The sequence below is a fragment of the Amycolatopsis sp. NPDC043885 genome (assembly GCF_056435685.1).
On the sequence record NZ_JBWKEA010000033.1, the window covers coordinates 15867 to 33713 of the forward strand.

Consider the following 17847-nt stretch of genomic DNA (forward strand, 5'->3'; position numbering starts at 1 on the left):
ACTATGACCGCACAAGCCGAACCAGTCCCGGAGACCACCGATCATCTGGTCGAGGTGTTGAAAGCGCTCGCCAACCCGATCCGGCTCCAGGTGCTCGGGTGGCTGCGCGAACCGGACCGGCACTTCCCGCCGGAGAACGCGATCGCCGACCAGAACGAGGTCGGGGTCTGCGTCAGTCATCTCCAGGCGAAGCTGGGGCTCGCGCAGTCCACGGTGTCGGCGTACATGGCGCTGTTGCATCGCGCCGGGCTCGTCCGGTCCACCCGGGTGGGCAAGTGGACGCACTATCGCCGTGACGAGCAGCGGATCGCGCAGCTGGTCGACTTGCTGGGACGCTCCATCTGAGTCCGGCCGGGAATAACGTATCGAAAATCTGCGATACTTCGATACGTTGGACCCGACTTGAGGAGAGACAGATGGAACTGGGGCGTTTCGGGATCTGGACGTTCGACTTCGAGGATCAGCCCGCGAGCATGATCCGGGATTCGGTGCGAGAACTGGAAGAACTCGGCTGGCCCGCGATCTGGATCCCGGAACGGGACGGCCGCGAAGCGCTGACCCACGCCGGATTCCTGCTCGCGTCCACCGAACAGATGGTCGTGGTCAACGGGATCGCGCGCATCGACTCCCGTGGGTCCCGCTGGACCCGTGGCGCGGCGCTCCTGCTCGCCGACGCGTATCCGGGCAGGCATGTCCTCGGGCTCGGCTTCGGTGGCGCGCGTCCCGGCGTCAAGCCGCTGGAGGCGATGAACACCTACCTCGACGAACTCGACACTGTCACCAGCGCGAACCCGCTGCCCGCTCGGCCGATCCGGCGGCTGTTGGCGGCGTACGGGCCGAAAATGCTCGGGCTCGCCCGCGACCGGTCCGAGGGCGCGCACACCTACCACGTGCCGGTGTCGCACACCGCCCAGGCGAGGGAAGTGCTGGGGGAGAAGGCCTTCCTCGGCGTCGAGCACGCCGTGCTGTTCGAAACCGACCCGGGCAAGGCGCGTGCGATCGCCCGCGACCATCTGCACGCCTACCTGACGTCGAAGTACAACGTGGCCAAGTTCCTCCGCCTCGGCTACACCGAAGCCGACATCGACGGCGGTCGAGGCAGCGACCGGCTCGTCGACGATCTCGTGTTCTGGGGCGACCTCGACACCGTCACCGCGAAACTGCACGGCCACCTCGACGCGGGCGCCGACCACGTCGGCGTCCAGGTCATCGGCATCGGACCCGGCGAATCGGCCATGCCGCACTGGCGGCGGCTGGCCGACTCGCTGCTGCCGCGCTAGCGGACCTGGCCGGTCGGGCGGACCACGACCTCGTTGATGTCGACCGAGGGCGGCTGCTCCAGCGCGAAGAGCACCGCCCTCGCGATGTCGTCGGGTTCCAGTTTCGGCTTGGACTTCGAGTCCTCGGGGATCATCGAGGTGTCGACCAGTCCCGGCTGCACGACGGTGACCCGCACGCCGGTGCCGATGGCCTCCTCGCGGATGGACCCGGCGAGCCCGGTCACCGCCCATTTCGTGGCCGAGTAGAGGTTCCCGGGCCGGTGGTAGCGCCCGGCGACCGAGCCGGTGAGCACGAGGTGCCCCTTCGAATCCGCCAGTGACGGAAGGGCCGCCCGCGCGGTGAGGGCGGTGCCGTAGACGTTCGTCAGCACCATGTCCCGCCACTGTTCGGGGTCCGCGCCGCCGTCGCCGAAGAACGAGACGACGACGCTTTGTCCCGCGTTGGCGAACACCGCGTCCAGCCGGCCGAAGGTGTTCTCCACCGTCTCGACGGCCGCGGAGATCGATCCCCATTCGGTGACGTCCGCCGCGACCGCGAGGGCCCGCTCCTCGCCGAACTCGGCGACCAGCGGGAGCAGCGCCTCGCGGTCGCGGGAGAGCAACGCCAGCCGGAATCCGGCCGTCGCGGCCCGGCGCGCGGTGGCCGCGCCGATGCCGCGGGAAGCACCGGTGATCAGCAGTACTCGCTCGTTCATGCCTCCAAACTAGGCGGCGTGTAGCCGTCCCATTCGGGCACCGGTTCGCCGGCGAGGGAAGCGCCGAGCCGGTCGAGGTAGAAATGCCAGCCCTTGGCGATATCCGAGGTGTCCCAGTCCGGTTTGGGCATCTGGTGCACGAAGTCGAGCACTGTTCCGTCGCCGCGCGGGGTCAGGGTCAGCTCCACTCGCCAGGTCGGCTCGCCGGTGTTGTGCAGATCCATGACCAGCCGTTTCGGCGGATCGCATTCGCGGATGACGGCGGGACCCGGCTCGGAGCCCTCCTCGGCGGTCATCGACAGCATGATCGTGTTGCCGACTCCGGCTTCGCCCGTCCAGGTGCCGATCCAGCGGGCCGTGCGCTCGGAATCGGTGAGCGCCGACCAGACGTCCTCGATGGGGTCCGGGTACTCGCGCCGGAGTTCGAGCCGGGTCTCCTCGTTGTCCATGACGCGAAGATAACCGTAGGCTTAATTAAGCGTCAACTTATTCGTTGGTCAGGACCAGCCTCCCGCGGAGCCCGCCCTCCGCCAGGCGTTCGTGCGCCTTCACCGCCTCGGCCAAGGGCAAGGTGTCCGCGACCCGGAGGATGAGCGCGCCGTCGTCGACCAAGGTCGCCAGCCCGGCGAGCGCCGCGCCGTCGGCGGCTATCCAAACGTGCTCGACCTTGATACCCCGCAACGGAATCGGGGCGGCTCCGGCGGCGAACACGACGAACCGGCCGCGGTTCGCCACCGCGTCCACCGCGTCGAGCCCGAGCAGCGCCGTGTCGAGTGCCGCGTCGACGCCGCCAGGGACCACCGTCCGCACGCGATCGGCGAGGAAATCGCCACGTGACACGAAAACCTCCGCGCCGAAGCCTCGAACCAGCGCCTCGTCGGCCGGGCCGGCGACCGCCACCACGCGGAATCCCCTCGCCTTGGCCAAGGCGACCGCGTAGCCGCCGACGGCTCCCGCCGCGCCGGTCACCAGAACCGTCGAACCCGATGGCAGGTCGAGCAGGTCGAGGGCCTGGACCGCGGTGAGACCGTTCAGCGGCAACGTCGCGGCCTCTGCGAGGGACACCGTCCGCGGGGCGGCGGCGATCGCGTCCGCGTCGAGTACGACGAAATCGGCATACGCGCCGAGCGCGGCTGACGGCCGGTCCAGCAGGCCGATCACGCTGTCGCCGGCGGCGAACCCGGTGACGCCGCCGCCCACGGCGTCGACAGTCCCGGCCACGTCCCAGCCGATCCCGACCCGCTCACGCGGCGGGATGATCCCCGCCTCGGTCAGGAAACCCGACCGGGTCCCGGCGTCGACCGGGTTGACCCCGGCCGCGGCCACCTTCACTCGTACCTGACCGGGCCCCGGTGCCGGCACCGGGACTTCGGCGAACTCCAGGACTTCCGGCCCGCCGAACCGGCGGACCACCACTGCGCGCATCGTTCTCCTCCCGGGAATCGTTCACGGCGAACGTATGGGGAGTTACTCTCCTTCGGGAAGTACGCACCTCGAGGTGCCCAACCCACACGGAGGTACGCGCACCGTGGTCACGCGCACGGCACAGGAACGCCGGGACGAACAGAAACGGGCCTACGACGCCTACCTCGCGGCCTGTCCCGCCCGGAAACTGCTCGACGAGGTCTCGGGCAAATGGGTGAGCCTCGTCCTCGTCGCCCTAGGCGACGGACCCCAGCGCTACAGCGACCTCTCGCGCCGGATCGCCGGCGTCAGCCAGAAGATGCTCACGCAGACCCTGCGGACCCTCGAACGGGACGGCCTCCTGACCCGCACGGTGACCCCCTGCGTGCCGGTCCGCGTGGACTACGAACTGACCGAGCTCGGCCGGAGCCTCCGGCAGCTGCTGGCCGGGATCAAGGACTGGGCCGAGACCCGGTTCGACGAGGTCGAGACCGCCAGGGATCGTTACGACGCGCGATCGGCGGCTGTCACCATCGGGTCGGACGGCGCGGGCTAGGGTAGCCGGGTGTCCACCGCACGCGCCGAACGTCTGGTCAACCTGGTTCTGGCCCTTCTGTCCACCCGGCAGTACCTCACCGCCGAGCGGATCCGGGGCATCGTGCCCGGGTACGCCGACGCGGCCAGCGACGAGGCGTACTTCCGCATGTTCGAGCGCGACAAGACCGAACTGCGCGAACTCGGCATCCCGTTGGAGACCGGCCGCAACTCCGCCTTCGACGCGATCGACGGCTACCGCATCGCGCGCCGCGACTACGAACTCGGCGAGATCGACCTGGCACCCGACGAGGCGACCGCGGTCGGCCTCGCCGTCCGGCTGTGGGATTCCCCGGAACTGACCGGTGAGGCGCAAGGCGCGCTGGTGAAACTCCGCGCCGCCGGGGTCGAGGTCGACGACCACGCCCCGACCGTCGTCGAACCCCGCGTCCGCGCCGAACCGGCGTTCGGCCCGCTGCTCGCCGCCGTCCAAGCCGGGCGGGCGGTGCGTTTCGAGTACCGCCGCAGTGGTTCGGCCGAACGCAAGATCCGCACCCTCGAACCGTGGGGCGTGGTGTCGTGGAAGGGCCGCTGGTACGTCGTCGGGCACGACAGGGACCGCGGCGCGCCCCGGTGCTTCCGCCTCTCGCGCGTGACCGGGAAGGTCGACGCCTTCGGCGCGACCGGCGTCGTCGAACGCCCGGAAGGGGTCAACCTGCTGCGGATGGTCTCCGCCAGCAGTGGCGAGGACCCGTCCGCGCCGACCACCGCCAGTGTCTGGGTCGCCGACGGCCGGGCCGCCGGGGTCCGCCGCCGCGGCCGGGTGGTCGGCCGCAGCGACGCCGGGGGAGAAGAAGGCGATCTCGTGGAGATCGAGCTGTACTACCCTGAATCCGCCGCCGACTGGCTCACCGCGCACGGGCCGGACGTCCTCGTCCTCGAACCAGAGGTGCTCGCGAAGTCTGTCTTCGGCCGCCTCGAAGCCATCGCGCACGCCGGTGGTGCCCGATGAGCACCACCGGACGGATGCCGCGGCTGCTCGCGCTCGTGCCGTATCTCCTCGCGCGGCCCGGGATCAAGATCGACGACGCCGCCCACGACTTCGACGTCACACCCAAGCAGCTGCGCAAGGACCTCGAACTGCTGTGGATGTGCGGGCTGCCCGGCTACGGCCCCGGCGACCTGATCGACCTCTCTTTCGAGGGCGACACGATCGTCGTCACGCATGACGCGGGCATGAACCGCCCGCTGCGGCTCACCGGCGGCGAGGCGACGGCCATGCTCGTCGCGCTGCGCGCGCTGGCCGAGACGCCCGGGGTGGTCGACGCCGACGCGGTCCGCCGGGCCATCGCGAAGATCGAGGTGGCCGCGGGGCAGGCTCAGCCGTCGGGGATCGTCGTCGGTGGGGGAGTGCGGGAAGGCAAGAAGACGGCAGGCACGCGCGAAGCCGTCCGGGCCGCTCTCACGGCGAAGCGCGCGTTGCGGATCCGGTACTACACGGCGTCGAAGGACGAGATCACCGAACGCACCGTCGATCCGATGCGGCTGCTCATCGTCCAGGCGGTCGGCTACCTCGAAGCGTGGTGCCGCCGCGCCGAGGGTGTCCGGCTGTTCCGCCTCGACCGGATCGATGAGCTCACCGTGCTGGACGAACCCGCCGTCCCGCCGGCGCACGCACAGCCCACTGACATTTCCGATGGTGTTTTCCGCCCGCGTCCCGATCAGCAGGAAGCCGTTCTCGTCCTCGACCCCGACGCACGCTGGGTAGCCGAGTACTACCCCTGTGAGGAGCTCGACGAGCTCGACGGCGGGCGGCTGCGCATCCGGATGCGGTACGCCGACGAATCGTGGATGGTCCGGCTCATTCTGGGGCTGGGCGGAGACGCGCAGGTCGAAAGCCCGGTCGCGCTCGCAGAGGCAGTTCGTCAACGGGCGGCCGACGCACTGGCCCGGGCTCGTCACCTAACGTCAACCTACGAGCAGTAGGGTGACGCCGTGTCGTACCTGCCGAGCATCGCGCTCGCCGTCGCCGGGCTCATCCTGCTCTTTGCTCTGCTAATCAAATTACGCAGAGTCTTGCGCGTACTCACCCATACGATGAGCATGGTGGCTACGAACACCCGAAAACGGACAGGGCTCCTTCGCGCCCGGTCGGCCGCGCTGCGCGTGGCGATCGCGCAACGACGTGGGCTCGAAGACCGGTAACATCACACACGAGAGACTCGAGAAGGAGGCCGCAAACGATGAACGCGCTGCAGCCGTGGCACATCATCATCCTGGTGCTCGTCGTTGTTCTGCTGTTCGGCGCCAAGAGGCTTCCGGACGCCGCGCGGTCCATCGGCAAGTCCATGAAGATCTTCAAGGCCGAGACCAAGGACATGGCCGGAGACAAGGACAAGGCCGCCGAGGCCGAAGAGGTCGAGACCAAGCAGCTGCCGCAGGCCACCACGCCCGCGCCCGCCGCGACCGCGCAGGACAAGCAGGTCGCCGACCTCCAGCGTCAGCTCGACGAGCTCAAGAAGCAGCAGGCCGCCGCGCCCGCTCCGGCCGAGCAGGCGCAGAAGAACGCCAGCTGAGCGGTCTTTAGTTAGCCAAGCGGAGCCTGTTCGCGGATGAGCGCGCCGAAGTCGCGGCGCGCTCATGGTGGACCCTGACGAGAACGGACTGTCCAGTGGCGGATTCCGCCTCCGGTGAGGAGCGCCGCGGCACGAAGCGGCGCAAGCGCAGCCGTCGGGCCAACCCCGACGGCACGATGACGCTCATCGAGCACATCTACGAGTTCCGGCGCCGTCTGGGCTTCGCGCTGCTCGCCATCCTGGCGGGCGGGATCATCGGTTTCCTCTGGTTCCAGACCAAGGTGGGCCCGATCCCGTCGCTCGGCCAGATCATGACCGGGCCGTACTGCGGCATCCCGTACCAGCGCAGGCTCGGCGGGGAACCCAACGGTCCCTGCCAGCTGCTCCAGACGGTTCCGTTCGAAGCCTTCATGATCCAGCTGAAGGTCGGTCTCGCCGCGGGCGCGGTCCTGCTCGCCCCACTGTGGCTCTACCAGATCTGGGCGTTCATCGCGCCCGGCCTCTACTCGAAGGAGCGCAAGTACGCGCTCACCTTCGTCTTCTTCGCGTCGATCCTGTTCGCCGCCGGCGCCGTGCTGGCGTACCTGCTCATCCCGCACGCTCTCGAGCTGCTGATGAACTTCGGTGGCGACCAGTTCATCACCGCCCTCACCGGTGACAAGTACATCTCGTTCATCCTGTCGCTGCTGCTGATCTTCGGCGTCAGTTTCGAACTCCCGCTGTTCGTGGTGATGCTGAACCGCGTCGGCGTCCTCAAGTACCAGACGCTGAAGAAGTGGCGCCGCGGCCTGATCATGGTCGTGTTCGTCTTCGCCGCCTTCGCGACGCCCGGTTCGGACCCGTTCTCGATGCTCGCCCTGGCCGGCGCGCTGGTGGTGCTCCTGGAGCTCTCGATCCAGATCGCGCGCTTCCACGACCGCAAGCTCGACAAGGAGCGCGGCACCGAGGGCTGGGACAAGCTCGCCGACGACGAGGCCGCGCCGTTCGACTACACGCCGAGCACCATCGACGAGGAACCGTCGGCCGCCACGAACGGCAAGCGCACCAGCACCGACGACGTCACCTGAGCCGGGGATGCACGCGGCGCTGGCCGTCCACCCCGCCTCCGGTGACGGGGCCGCGGGACGGCTGCTGGAGTCGGTCGCGGCGCGGCTGCGGCCCGTCGTGGACCGGCTCGACGTCCTCGTCGCCCACACGGTCGAGGAATCCCGCGCGCTGACGACCGACTCGCGCGCGGCCGGGCTGGACGTCCTCGTCGTCCTCGGTGGTGACGGTGCGGCGCACCAAGGTGTGCAGTTCTGCGCCGAATCCGGCGTCGCACTCGGGCTCGTCCCCGCGGGTACCGGCAACGACTTCGCCAGGGCACTCGGCATCCCCGATCGGCCGCACGCCGCCGCCGATCTCGTCGCGAGGCGGATCGCGGAGGGGAAACGACGGAGGATCGATCTCGGCCGGGCGGGTGGCGAATGGTTCGCCACGGTGCTGTGCTCGGGTTTCGACGCCCTCGTCACCGAACGAGCCAACCGGCTGACCTGGCCTCGCGGCCCGCGCCGCTACGACGTCGCGATCCTCGCCGAACTCGCCGCCTTCCGGCCCCGGCCGGTCGTGCTCCGCACGGACGTCGAGACACTCGAACTCGACGCCACCATGATCGCCGTCGGCAACACCCCGTTCTACGGTGGCGGCATGCCGATCTGCCCCGGGGCGGACCCCGAAGACGGTCTGTTCGACGTCACCGTCGTCGGCAACGCGACCCGGCGCGACCTGCTCCGCATGCTGCCCGGAGTCCGGTCCGGGCAGCACATCGCGCATCCGGCGGTCCGGACCCTCAAAGCCAGTCAGATCCATCTGGCGGGCAGCGACCTGCCCGTGTACGCCGACGGCGAGCCGCTGGGCAGGCTGCCGATCGACGTCACCTGTGTTCCCGGCGCGCTCACCGTCGTCGGGTGAGCCCGGCGTAGTCACCCGCTCGCCACACCAGTCCGCGGAACGTCGCGGCAGACATCAGTTCGCCGCGCGGGAAGAACACCCCGCCGCAGCGGTGGCAGAACCACGCCTGCCGCCAGTACTCCAGCGCGTCGGGGATGCCCCGCCGGATCCGCGCGTTGCGCCGCAGCCTGAGCACGAACAGCACGGCGAACAGCGCGACCAGCGCGAGTGCCAAGAAGCACCCGCCACCGCGGAGCACCGGATACGGGTTGAGTGACGCCGCGGTCGCGGTCACCGACACGCCGGTGTGCGTCGTCGCGGTGTAGACCACGTCGTCGCCCGCCGGGATGGCCGTCATGCCTCCTTGCACCCGGTAGGTCGTCTGCCCGCTTTGGAACACCGCCGGCACACTCTGCACCTGGTCGACCTGCGCGCATTGCGGGCAAGCGATCTCCATGGGTCCCCTCTCGATCTCGGATCCGGCCCTTGGATGACACAGGGGTGGCGGCCGTTCCCGAGATCGTCACACCGAGTGCGAACTGTCGGTGGGGTATGGAACCCTGACGAAGTGGTCAATAGCCCTTCTCAGACCCCGGCCGAGGCCTACGCGGCCTCCCAGCGCCGCGCTCGATACCCCCAGCTGACCCGCTTCGCGGCGGAATCGTCGTTCGAATTCGACGACTTCCAGGTCCGCGGCTGCGAGGCGCTCGAAGACGGTCACGGCGTGCTCGTCTGCGCGCCCACCGGCGCCGGGAAGACCGTGGTCGGCGAGTTCGCGGTGCATCTCGCCCTCGCCGAGGGTCGCAAATGCTTCTACACGACACCGATCAAGGCGTTGTCGAACCAGAAGTACGCCGACCTCGTCGGCCGCTATGGGGCCGACGCCGTCGGCCTGCTGACCGGCGACACCTCGATCAACGGCAACGCGCAGGTCGTGGTCATGACCACCGAGGTCCTCCGCAACATGCTGTACGCCGGGTCCTCGACCATCGGCGAGCTCGCGTACGTGGTGATGGACGAGGTCCACTACCTCGCCGACCGGTTCCGCGGTGCCGTCTGGGAAGAGGTCATCCTCCACCTGCCCGAACACGTCCGGGTCGTCGGCCTGTCGGCCACGGTGAGCAACGCCGAGGAGTTCGGCGAATGGCTCGTCGAGGTCCGCGGCGACACCACCGTCGTCGTCGACGAGCACCGGCCGGTGCCGCTGTGGCAGCACATGCTGGTCGGCAACCGGCTGCTGGACCTGTTCGCAGGCCAGGAGGAACACGCGCCGGGCGCCGAACTGCGGATCAACCCCAGCCTGCTTCGCCGCACCGAGGAGATCGGCGGGCGTTTCGCCCCGGCCGGGTTGCGCGGGCCGAGAGGACGGCGAGGGGCGCCGTCGCGGATGCCGCGGTACCGGCCGCCGTCCCGCACCGACACGGTCGAGCGGCTGGACAACGCCGGGTTGCTCCCCGCCATCGTGTTCATCTTCTCCCGCGCCGGCTGTGACGCCGCCGTCGGTCAGTGCGTCCGGTCCGGCTTGCGGCTCAACGGCCCCGAAGAGGTCGAGAAGGTCCGCCGCATCGTCGCCGAGCGCACCAAGGACCTCCCCGAAGGCGACCTCGGCGTCCTCGGCTTCTGGGAATGGCGTGAGGCGCTCGAACGCGGTATCGCCGGGCACCACGCCGGGCTGCTCCCGGCGTTCAAGGAAACCGTCGAGGAGCTGTTCGTCCAGGGCCTGGTGAAGGTCGTCTTCGCCACCGAGACGCTCGCGCTCGGCATCAACATGCCCGCGCGCACCGTGGTGCTGGAGCGGCTGGTGAAGTACAACGGCGAGGCGCACGTCGACTTGACGCCGGGGGAGTACACGCAGCTCACCGGGCGGGCCGGACGGCGCGGCATCGACGTCGAAGGCCACGCGGTCGTCGCCTGGCAGCCGGGAATCGACCCGAAGCAGGTCGGCGGGCTGGCCTCGACCAGGACGTACCCGCTGCGGTCTTCCTTCCGGCCCGGCTACAACATGGCGGTGAACCTGGTCGCCCAGGTCGGCGCCGAAGAGGCCCGTGACCTGCTGGAACAGTCGTTCGCGCAGTTCCAGGCCGACCGGTCGGTGGTCGGGACGGCCCGGCGGATCGAGCGGAACAAGGAGGCCCTGCGGGGCTACACCTCGGCCATCACCGGCGATTTCGACCAGATGCTGGAGTACGTCGAGTTGCGGGCGAAGATCTCCGCCCGGGAGAAGGCGCTGTCGCGTCAGAACACCTCCGCCCGCCGTGCGGGAACCGCCGAATCGCTGGAGAAGCTCCGGAAGGGCGATGTCATCGCCGTCCCCGCCGGGCGGCGCGCCGGGCTGGCGGTGGTCGTCGACCCGGGGCTCGACCCGATCCGCGAACCGCGGCCCGTCGTGGTCACCGAGGACCGCTGGTCCGGGCCGCTCTCGGTCTCCGACTTCCCGTCGCCGGTCGAGGCGCTGGGGAACATCAAGCTGCCGAAGCACATCGAGCTGCGCTCGCCCAAGACCCGGCGGGATATCGCTTCGAGTCTGCGCAACGCGGGAATCTCCTTGCCTGGCAGGCAAAAGCGCCGCGCTGGGGCCAATGAGGACGGTGAGCTGGCCGCGCTGCGGCGGGCGCTGCGCGCGCATCCGTGCCACGGCCTCGCCGAACGCGAGGCGAACCTGCGCTGGGTCGAGCGGTACCAGCGGCTCACGGCCGAGACCGAGCAACTGGAACGCAAGGTCGCGGCGACCACGCACTCGCTCGCGCGTGCCTTCGACCGCATCCTGCGGCTCCTCGGCGAACGCGGGTACCTCGGCCCCGAGTCGAAGGGCGACGGCGAGAACCGTGTCACCGAACACGGGAAACGGCTCACCCGGCTCTACAGCGAGTCCGATCTGCTCGCCGCCGAGTGCATCCGGCATGGCGTCTGGAAAGGACTGGCGCCCGCCGAACTCGCCGCCGTCGTCTCGACGCTGGTCTTCGAGGCACGTCGGGACACCGCGGGGGAGCCCCGCCTGCCCGCGGGCAAGGTGCTCGACGCCTGGCAGGCGACCACGCGGCTGTGGATGGAGCTCACCGAGGACGAGCGGCGCCACAAACTGGACCGCACCCGCGAACCCGACGCCGGTTTCGCCTGGCCCGTCTACCGATGGGCGCGCGGCGAATCGCTGGAGAAGGTCCTCACCGCCGCCGAGGCGAACGGGCAGGAGCTGTCGGCCGGTGACTTCGTGCGCTGGGCGCGGCAGGTCATCGACCTGCTGGACCAGATCCGCGACGTCCTCGGGAAGGCGGACCCGGTCGGAGCGGCGGCCTCGGACGCGGTGAAGGCGTTGCGGCGTGGAGTCGTGGCGGCCGGCGGCGCGTGACCGTCCGTGAAGGCCTCCTTGCCTACCTTCAGGGTAGGTAAGGAGGCCTTCACTACGCGCGAGACCACCACCCCTCGCGGAGAGCCCATCTCCACACCCAGGCGTTGGGCTGACCGGCGGAATGGAAGCGCGTCCGGTGTGAGCACGGTCGCGGCGAGTTGCCCCGACACCGGCCGGGAACAGTGGGCAGGGGCGCCGACCTGTGGTTGGATCGCCCACGACGGCCATGCAGGTCGGCCGGTGACGATGGCGGAACAGGCGGAGGCGAACGATGAGCACGCCGTATGGCGGCAACGACCCGCAGCAGCAGCCCCAGTGGGGGCAGCAGCCGGGCTACGGGCAACAGCCGGGCGGCGCTCAACCGCCGAGCGGCCCGCAGCAGCAACCGCAGTGGGGCCAGCAGCCGCAGTACGACCCGTCGCAGACCCAGCAGCAACAGCCGCAGTGGGGTCAGCAGCCCGCCCCCTACGACCCGTCCCAGCAGCAGCCGGGCTACCCGCAGCAGCAGGACCCGTCGCAGACGCAGCAACAGCAGCCGCAGTGGGGTCAGCAGCCGCAGTACGGCCAGCAGCCGGGATATCCGCAGAGCGGGCCCCAGCAGCAACCCGGCTACCCCCAGAGCGGCCCGCAGCAACAGGCGCAGTACGGGCAGCAGCAGCCCGGCCAGTACGACTACGGCCAGAGCCAGTTCCCAGGCACCCAGGGCGAGGCGCAGGACAAGCCGAAGTCCAAGAAGGGCCTGTTCGTCGGGATCGGCGCGCTCGTGGTGATCATCGCCGTGGTCGGCATCCTCGGCTTCGTCACGCCGGGCTGGTTCAACACCCAGGTGTTCAACAACACGCAGATGCAGACCGACGTGCAGAAGCTGCTCACCGAGACCTACGGGATCAAGGAGATCAGCGCGGTCACCTGCCCCTCCGGCCAGGAGGTCAAGGACGGCGTGAAGTTCACCTGCACCGCCACGATCGAGGGCAAGCCACAGGAGGTGCCGATCACCGTGAAGGGTGACACCGGCAACTACGAGGTCTCTCCGCCCGCCATCAAATAACGGCGGGCGCCGCGCGCGGTCGATCCTGCATGATCGTGTCATGAGCGACTTCTCAGTGCGGCGGCTGCGGTCCGACGAGGAACGGGCCGCGACCGATTTGTTCAGGCGCGCCTTGCACGCCAAGGAGATGACCGACGAGGAATGGTCGGCCATCGCCCCGTCGATGCAGCCGGACCGCGGGTTCGGCGCGTTCGACCAGGAGCTGATCGGCACCCTCCGGTCGTTCGATTCGGAAGTGACCCTGCCCGGCGGCGGCACCACGCCGCTCGCCGCGGTCAGCCTCGTCGGCGTCCGCGCCGACCGGACCCGCCGCGGCGTGCTGACCGGATTGATGCGCGCGCAGTTCGAGGATTTCGCCGCTCGGGGCGTTCCCGCGGCGATGCTGCACGCGTCCGAAGGCGCCATCTACGGCAGGTTCGGGTACGGCGTCGCCGTGCGGGCGAAGTCGATCGAGGTCGACAGGCACCGGGCCCGCTTCCGGCCCGAGGCGCCCACGGGCGGTGAGATCTCCTTGCTGGATCTGGAAAGCACTGTCGAGCAATGGCCTTCGCTCTTCGACGCGCTGCCGCGCACCCGGCCGGGGATGATCGCGCGGAGCCCGCATCTGTGGCCGGGCTACGAACGGGAACTGCGCCGGGCGACCACGCCGGTCACGACCGCGGTGCATCGCGGCCAGGACGGGGTCGACGGCTATGTCACCTACACCGTCGAGAGGGCTCATTTCGGCGCTCCGGCGCTCCTGAAGGTCCAGTCGTTCCACTACGCGAGTCCTGACGCGTTCGCGGGGTTGTGGCGCTACCTGGTGTCCGTGGACCTGGTCGACCTCATCACCGCCGAGAAGCGGCCGCTCGACGAGCCGGTCGAGTTGCTGTTCAGCGACCCGCGGCACGTGACGGTGCAGAAGATCCAGGACGAAGGCTGGCTCCGGCTGGTCGACGTCGCGAGGATGCTCGACGCGCGCACGTACCGGGGCGAGCCGGTCGTCATCGAGGTCACGGACCCTTTCCTGGACCACAACTCCGGCCGCTACCGCCTGTCCGAGGACGGCGCCGTCCGCACCACCGACCCGGCGGATCTCGAACTGCACGCCGACACCCTGTCGATGGTGTACCTCGGTGGCTGGCGCCCGTCGGATCTCGCGGCCGCCGGCCGGGTCCGTGCCACCGGTGCGGCCGCTCTGGAGCGTGCGGACCTGCTGTTCGGCACGCGGGTCAATCCCTGGTGCGGTACCTTCTTCTGACGTTGGATGATCACACCGGTGGGGGTGGAGAAGCTTGAGCAGGCGAGCCGTCGCGACGGTCGGTCTGTGCTGTGCCGCGTTCGCGATGCTGGCGGCGTGTTCGGACACCCCGGCGCCCACGCCGGCGACGAAGACCGTCACGGTCCCGCCGACGACGAGCGCTGCGCCGGGCACGCCCGCCACGTCCGGCGGTTCGTCCTCCGCCGCTCCGGGCAGAGTCTTCGACCCGCGGACCATGCAGGCGGACGTGCGGAAGATCCTCACCGAGACCTATCAGGTGAGAGACGTCGGCGACGTGCTCTGCCCGGCGAACCAGACGGTCAAGGACGGCAGCACGTTCACCTGCACCGTCCAGGTCGGCGACGAGGGCAAGAGCGTGACGATCACCGTCACCGGGGACGACGGCCGCTACGAGGTCGGCGCGCCCGCCTGAAAACGGGTTGGGTTCGGCCGGTCCGCGCGGCAGGATCGGCGGGTATGAGCGAATTCCATGTGCGTGCCGTGGCCGAAGGCGAACAGAGGGCGTGTCTCGGAGTCCTGGCGGAGTCCTTGCACGGCAAGCCTGCTTCGGACGAGGTCTGGGCGAAGATGGCCCCGTCCTGGCCCGCCGCCGGGAAATTCGCCGCGTTCGACGACCACGGCACCCCGGTCGGCATCGCCAGTTCCTTCGAGGTGGAGCTGACCGTCCCGGGTGGACGGAAGCTCGTCACGGCCGCCGTCGACGGTGTCGGCGTTCGCGCAGACTGGACCCGCCGCGGGATCCTCACCGCGATGATGGCCGTACAGCTGGAAGACCTCGCGGCGCGCGGCGTCCCGCTCGCCGCGCTGCACGCGTCGGAAGCGGTGATCTACGGTCGCTTCGGTTACGGCGCGGCCACTTTCTGCAGAGGTGTTTCCGTCGAACGCCCCCGCGCCCGGCTTCGCGACGGCGTGGGGCGGGACGGCGTGGTCAGGTTCGTCACCCCGGCCGAAGCGGTCGAGCGTGTTCCCGCGCTGTACAGCCGATTCGAGGGAACGCGGCCGGGTTTCGTGACCCGGCCGGCCAACTGGTGGCCGGGCTTCTTCGAACGAGTGGTCACCGGGGACGACGGGTATCGCGTCGCCGTCCACAGTGGACCGGACGGCGACGACGGTTTCGTCGTCTACCAGACCATCGACACTCGCGACCGGCAGGCGCCGGAGCGTGGCGCGCTCCTGGACATCCGTGAACTTCATGCCGCCACGCCACAGGCCTGGGCGGGCCTGTGGCGCTTCCTGCTGTCGATCGACCTCGTCTCGGCCGTCGCCGGTCGTGGCCGCCCGCTGGACGAGCCGCTCGCCGAACTGCTCACCGACCCGCGCGCGGTGAACATCACCGAAGTCATCGACGACCTGTGGCTGCGCCTCGTCGACGTCCTCGCGGCGCTGCGGGCACGCTCCTACGGCACCGCCGATCCCGTGGTACTCGAAGTGCACGACAAGCAGCTTCCGGACAACAACGGCCGTTACGTCGTCGGCCCGGACGGCGTGGAACGCACGACCGCCGAGGCCGATCTGCGGCTGGACGTCGCCACGTTGTCGTCGCTGTACCTCGGCCACGGCCTGTTCGGCGATCTGGCCTTGTCCGGCCGGGTCGAGGTACTGGACGAGGCAGCGGCCGCCCGTGCCGACGCGCTGTTCCACACCGCGCGCACGCCTTGGTGCGGAACGTTCTTCTAAGTCGGGTTGCCCGCAGGGCGATCGTGTGTCCGTGAGGGCCTCCTTGCCTACCCTGAAGGTAGTGAAGGGGCCCTTCACGGACTTCAGTCCATCCCTAGCGGCCCCGAGGCCGCGCTGCTAAGCCGGGTTACGGCGAGGTTTGATCCGCACCTGCGGCAGCGTTGGCGCGGGCAGCCACGCGGTGGTGCCCTGATAGCCCTCCACCCGACCGAATCGGTCGGCCTGTGCCTGCCACGCCTCGCGGTACCCGGCGATCTCCTCGTGACTCCGGCCCACGAAGTTCCACCACATGACGAGTTCCTCGGTGAACGGAGTCCCGCCGAGCAGGAGCACCCGAGCCGGTTCGCCACCGGAGTTCTTCAGTTCCAGCCGCTCCGCGCCCGGTGCGAGGTAGGCGAGTTCCCCGGTTCCCAGCGCCACTCCGGCGACCGTGACGGAGCCGATGTCCTGGAGGACACCGTGCTCGAAGGCCGGGTCGACATCGAGCGCCAGGGTCGCTCCGGGCTCCACCGTGAGTTCGGCGCCCAGCAGGGGAGTGAACGCCGGGACCGGTGACGTGGTCCCGGCGAGACTCCCGAGAAAGACCCGGGCGGTCGCGCCGGGCAGGTCGAGCAGTGGCGGCGCGTAGTGCCGGAAGTCCCGAGCGGTGTCGCGATGTTCGTCCGGCAGCGCGATCCAGAGCTGGACGCCGTGCAGCGTCGAGGTGTCCGGTGTGGACACTTCGGAATGCGCGATGCCGTGCCCGGCGGTCATCAGGTTGAGCTCGCCGGGCCGCACCATGGCCCGGGTGCCGATGCTGTCGCGGTGCTCGATCTCGCCGCTGAACAGCCAGCTCGCGGTCTGCAATCCGGTGTGCGGATGCGGCGCGACGTCCATCCCGCCGGACTCCGAAACGTCCTGCGGGCCGTAGTGGTCGGCGAAACACCAGGCACCGATCAGGGACCGTTGGCGCTGCGGGAGTGTCCGCCGGACCCGGATGGCGCGCGGACCGCCGAGCGGGACGTCGCGCGGGGTCAGCACGGTGACGCCTTCGCCCGGCCTTTCCCGGCACCGCAGCTCGGCCGGGTCGGCCTCGGTGTTGCTCACGGCTTGGGGAGCGCGGCCAGCAGACGCTCCACCGAACGGCCGAGATTCCAGCGTTCCGCGAGTTCCGCGACCTTGTCCGGGTCGGCGGGCTCGGACGGGACGACGTCCGGACGGGACTGTTCGACCGGTGCGTCGGCGGCGACCCGGACGACGGTCGGGGCGACCGCGAGGTAGTCGGCGGCGTCGGTCAGCCGGAGCCGGGTCTTGAGCGGCACGCGCGAGTCGCCTGCGTCGGACGCCTCGATCAGCTCCTGCAGCGAACCGAACTGGGTGATCAGCTTCGCCGCCGTCTTCTCGCCGATCCCGGCGACGCCGGGCAGCCCGTCCGAGGGGTCTCCGCGCAGCGCCGCCATGTCGGCGTAGCCGGGCCCGGCGTTCCCGGCCGGGATCCCGTACTTCTCCGCGATCTCGTCCGGGCCGAGGACTTCGGCCTTGTTCCAGCCCTTGCCGACGTAGATGACGACCGTGGGCGTCGGTTCATGGCGGACCAGCTGGAAAAGGTCGCGGTCGCCGGTGATGACCTCGACGGGTGACACCTGCTCGCGGATCGCGAGCGCGCCGATGACGTCGTCGGCCTCGTACCCGGCCGCCTCGGCCGTCGCGATCCCGAAGGCCCCCAGCAGTTCCAGGATGATCGGCACCTGGGGCGTCAGGGTGTCCGGCACCTCTTCGACATCGCTGCCTTCCGGGACCTCTTCGGCCACCCGGTGCGCCTTGTAGCTGGGCAGCAGGTCGGTGCGGAACTTCGGCCGCCAGTCCGCGTCGAGGCACGCCACGAGCCGGGAAGGCCGCCGGTCGACGAGGATCCGCGCGACGGTGTCGGTGAACCCGCGCACCGCGTTGACCGGTGTCCCGTCGGGGGCGGTCATCGAATCGGGCAGTGCGTAGAACGAGCGGAAGTAGAGGCTCGCGGAATCGAGGAGAGCGAGTGGTCCGGTCACGCGGACAGCCTGCCATGTCCCGCCCCGGATGTCCGTGAAGGACCCGACCCCCAGCCGGGTCCTCCACGGA

Annotated in this window: 20 protein-coding genes; 14 read left to right on the forward strand and 6 right to left on the reverse strand. The window is 69.9% G+C overall.

Annotation, left to right across the window (positions count from 1 at the left end):
* The first annotated feature begins 3 nt into the window (after window positions 1–3).
* Together AC069I_RS43670 and AC069I_RS43675 are read left to right on the forward strand one after the other, a co-directional pair.
* A complete protein-coding gene (locus tag AC069I_RS43670; RefSeq protein WP_478228341.1) occupies window positions 4–345 on the forward strand; it encodes an ArsR/SmtB family transcription factor in 342 nt (113 codons plus the stop codon).
* A 71-nt stretch (window positions 346–416) separates the two neighbouring features.
* The gene (locus AC069I_RS43675; RefSeq protein ID WP_478268028.1) at window positions 417–1280 is read left to right on the forward strand and encodes a TIGR03620 family F420-dependent LLM class oxidoreductase; all 864 of its coding nucleotides are present in this window, start codon (window positions 417–419) and stop codon (window positions 1278–1280) included.
* Here AC069I_RS43675 and AC069I_RS43680 read toward each other — a convergent pair.
* Genes AC069I_RS43680 through AC069I_RS43690 form a run of 3 tightly spaced genes read right to left on the reverse strand, consistent with a single transcriptional unit; the run spans window position 1277 to window position 3400 of the window.
* The gene (locus AC069I_RS43680) at window positions 1277–1975 is read right to left on the reverse strand and encodes an SDR family oxidoreductase (protein ID WP_478268029.1); all 699 of its coding nucleotides are present in this window, start codon (window positions 1973–1975) and stop codon (window positions 1277–1279) included. The two genes, AC069I_RS43675 and AC069I_RS43680, sit on opposite strands and share 4 nt — an antisense overlap.
* Window positions 1972–2424: an SRPBCC family protein gene (locus AC069I_RS43685; RefSeq protein WP_478268030.1), complete on the reverse strand. Its 453-nt coding sequence runs from the start codon at window positions 2422–2424 to the stop codon at window positions 1972–1974. The genes AC069I_RS43680 and AC069I_RS43685 overlap by 4 nt, the downstream gene beginning before the upstream one ends.
* Window positions 2425–2461: 37 nt before the next feature.
* Window positions 2462–3400: an NADP-dependent oxidoreductase gene (locus AC069I_RS43690; RefSeq protein ID WP_478268031.1), complete on the reverse strand. Its 939-nt coding sequence runs from the start codon at window positions 3398–3400 to the stop codon at window positions 2462–2464.
* Between the two features lie 103 nt (window positions 3401–3503).
* Here AC069I_RS43690 and AC069I_RS43695 point away from each other — a divergent pair, with 103 nt between their 5' ends.
* From AC069I_RS43695 to AC069I_RS43725, 7 genes are all read left to right on the forward strand, one after another.
* The gene (locus tag AC069I_RS43695; RefSeq protein WP_478228369.1) at window positions 3504–3935 is read left to right on the forward strand and encodes a winged helix-turn-helix transcriptional regulator; all 432 of its coding nucleotides are present in this window, start codon (window positions 3504–3506) and stop codon (window positions 3933–3935) included.
* A gap of 9 nt (window positions 3936–3944) precedes the next feature.
* Window positions 3945–4925, forward strand: a complete 981-nt coding sequence (locus AC069I_RS43700) for a helix-turn-helix transcriptional regulator (RefSeq protein ID WP_478228345.1) — start codon at window positions 3945–3947, stop codon at window positions 4923–4925.
* Window positions 4922–5899, forward strand: coding sequence for a helix-turn-helix transcriptional regulator (locus AC069I_RS43705; RefSeq protein WP_478228346.1), 978 nt, complete (start codon window positions 4922–4924; stop codon window positions 5897–5899). Before AC069I_RS43700 ends, AC069I_RS43705 begins: the two co-directional genes overlap by 4 nt.
* Before the next feature lie 9 nt (window positions 5900–5908).
* Window positions 5909–6118: a bacteriophage holin gene (locus AC069I_RS43710; protein WP_478268032.1), complete on the forward strand. Its 210-nt coding sequence runs from the start codon at window positions 5909–5911 to the stop codon at window positions 6116–6118.
* Between the two features lie 38 nt (window positions 6119–6156).
* Window positions 6157–6489: a Sec-independent protein translocase subunit TatA gene (gene tatA, locus AC069I_RS43715; protein WP_034306661.1), complete on the forward strand. Its 333-nt coding sequence runs from the start codon at window positions 6157–6159 to the stop codon at window positions 6487–6489.
* A 95-nt stretch (window positions 6490–6584) separates the two neighbouring features.
* Window positions 6585–7556 (forward strand): twin-arginine translocase subunit TatC, encoded by a 972-nt coding sequence (tatC, locus tag AC069I_RS43720; protein ID WP_478228347.1) that lies wholly within the window; start codon window positions 6585–6587, stop codon window positions 7554–7556.
* 7 nt (window positions 7557–7563) lie between these two features.
* Window positions 7564–8439, forward strand: coding sequence for a diacylglycerol/lipid kinase family protein (locus AC069I_RS43725; RefSeq protein WP_478228348.1), 876 nt, complete (start codon window positions 7564–7566; stop codon window positions 8437–8439).
* On the opposite strand, the gene AC069I_RS43730 is transcribed toward AC069I_RS43725, so the two are convergent.
* Entirely contained in the window at window positions 8423–8875 is a 453-nt protein-coding gene (locus tag AC069I_RS43730; RefSeq protein WP_478228349.1) for a hypothetical protein, read from the reverse strand. The two genes, AC069I_RS43725 and AC069I_RS43730, sit on opposite strands and share 17 nt — an antisense overlap.
* A 111-nt stretch (window positions 8876–8986) precedes the next feature.
* On the opposite strand from AC069I_RS43730, the gene AC069I_RS43735 reads away from it, so the two are divergent.
* The 5 genes from AC069I_RS43735 to AC069I_RS43755 all read left to right on the forward strand — a co-directional run bounded on the left by AC069I_RS43735 (window position 8987) and on the right by AC069I_RS43755 (window position 15750).
* Window positions 8987–11764: a DEAD/DEAH box helicase gene (locus tag AC069I_RS43735; protein ID WP_478228350.1), complete on the forward strand. Its 2778-nt coding sequence runs from the start codon at window positions 8987–8989 to the stop codon at window positions 11762–11764.
* A 271-nt stretch (window positions 11765–12035) separates the two neighbouring features.
* A complete protein-coding gene (locus AC069I_RS43740) occupies window positions 12036–12812 on the forward strand; it encodes a DUF4333 domain-containing protein (RefSeq protein ID WP_478228351.1) in 777 nt (258 codons plus the stop codon).
* Window positions 12813–12852: 40 nt separating this feature from the next.
* A complete protein-coding gene (locus tag AC069I_RS43745; protein ID WP_478228352.1) occupies window positions 12853–14052 on the forward strand; it encodes a GNAT family N-acetyltransferase in 1200 nt (399 codons plus the stop codon).
* Between the two features lie 34 nt (window positions 14053–14086).
* A complete protein-coding gene (locus tag AC069I_RS43750; RefSeq protein ID WP_478268033.1) occupies window positions 14087–14485 on the forward strand; it encodes a DUF4333 domain-containing protein in 399 nt (132 codons plus the stop codon).
* A 44-nt stretch (window positions 14486–14529) separates the two neighbouring features.
* On the forward strand, window positions 14530–15750 hold the full coding sequence (locus tag AC069I_RS43755; protein WP_478228354.1) for a GNAT family N-acetyltransferase: 1221 nt from the start codon (window positions 14530–14532) through the stop codon (window positions 15748–15750).
* A 117-nt stretch (window positions 15751–15867) separates the two neighbouring features.
* On the opposite strand, the gene AC069I_RS43760 is transcribed toward AC069I_RS43755, so the two are convergent.
* Both AC069I_RS43760 and AC069I_RS43765 read right to left on the reverse strand, forming a co-directional pair.
* Window positions 15868–16836 (reverse strand): pirin family protein, encoded by a 969-nt coding sequence (locus AC069I_RS43760; RefSeq protein WP_478228355.1) that lies wholly within the window; start codon window positions 16834–16836, stop codon window positions 15868–15870.
* Window positions 16833–17777 carry a 5'-3' exonuclease gene (locus tag AC069I_RS43765; RefSeq protein ID WP_478268034.1) on the reverse strand — a complete coding sequence of 315 codons (945 nt, stop codon included), beginning with the start codon at window positions 17775–17777 and terminating at the stop codon, window positions 16833–16835. Before AC069I_RS43765 ends, AC069I_RS43760 begins: the two co-directional genes overlap by 4 nt.
* Window positions 17778–17847 lie beyond the last annotated feature (70 nt).

Coding starts and splice junctions, on each gene's coding strand:
- AC069I_RS43680 (WP_478268029.1), bottom strand. CDS start 1,975: ATGAACGAGCGAGTACTGCTGATCACCGGTGCTTCCCGCGGCATCGGC.
- AC069I_RS43670 (WP_478228341.1), top strand. CDS start 4: ATGACCGCACAAGCCGAACCAGTCCCGGAGACCACCGATCATCTGGTC.
- AC069I_RS43725 (WP_478228348.1), top strand. CDS start 7,564: ATGCACGCGGCGCTGGCCGTCCACCCCGCCTCCGGTGACGGGGCCGCG.
- AC069I_RS43705 (WP_478228346.1), top strand. CDS start 4,922: ATGAGCACCACCGGACGGATGCCGCGGCTGCTCGCGCTCGTGCCGTAT.
- AC069I_RS43745 (WP_478228352.1), top strand. CDS start 12,853: ATGAGCGACTTCTCAGTGCGGCGGCTGCGGTCCGACGAGGAACGGGCC.
- AC069I_RS43685 (WP_478268030.1), bottom strand. CDS start 2,424: ATGGACAACGAGGAGACCCGGCTCGAACTCCGGCGCGAGTACCCGGAC.
- tatA (WP_034306661.1), top strand. CDS start 6,157: ATGAACGCGCTGCAGCCGTGGCACATCATCATCCTGGTGCTCGTCGTT.
- AC069I_RS43690 (WP_478268031.1), bottom strand. CDS start 3,400: ATGCGCGCAGTGGTGGTCCGCCGGTTCGGCGGGCCGGAAGTCCTGGAG.
- AC069I_RS43755 (WP_478228354.1), top strand. CDS start 14,530: ATGAGCGAATTCCATGTGCGTGCCGTGGCCGAAGGCGAACAGAGGGCG.
- AC069I_RS43740 (WP_478228351.1), top strand. CDS start 12,036: ATGAGCACGCCGTATGGCGGCAACGACCCGCAGCAGCAGCCCCAGTGG.
- AC069I_RS43675 (WP_478268028.1), top strand. CDS start 417: ATGGAACTGGGGCGTTTCGGGATCTGGACGTTCGACTTCGAGGATCAG.
- AC069I_RS43730 (WP_478228349.1), bottom strand. CDS start 8,875: ATGGAGATCGCTTGCCCGCAATGCGCGCAGGTCGACCAGGTGCAGAGT.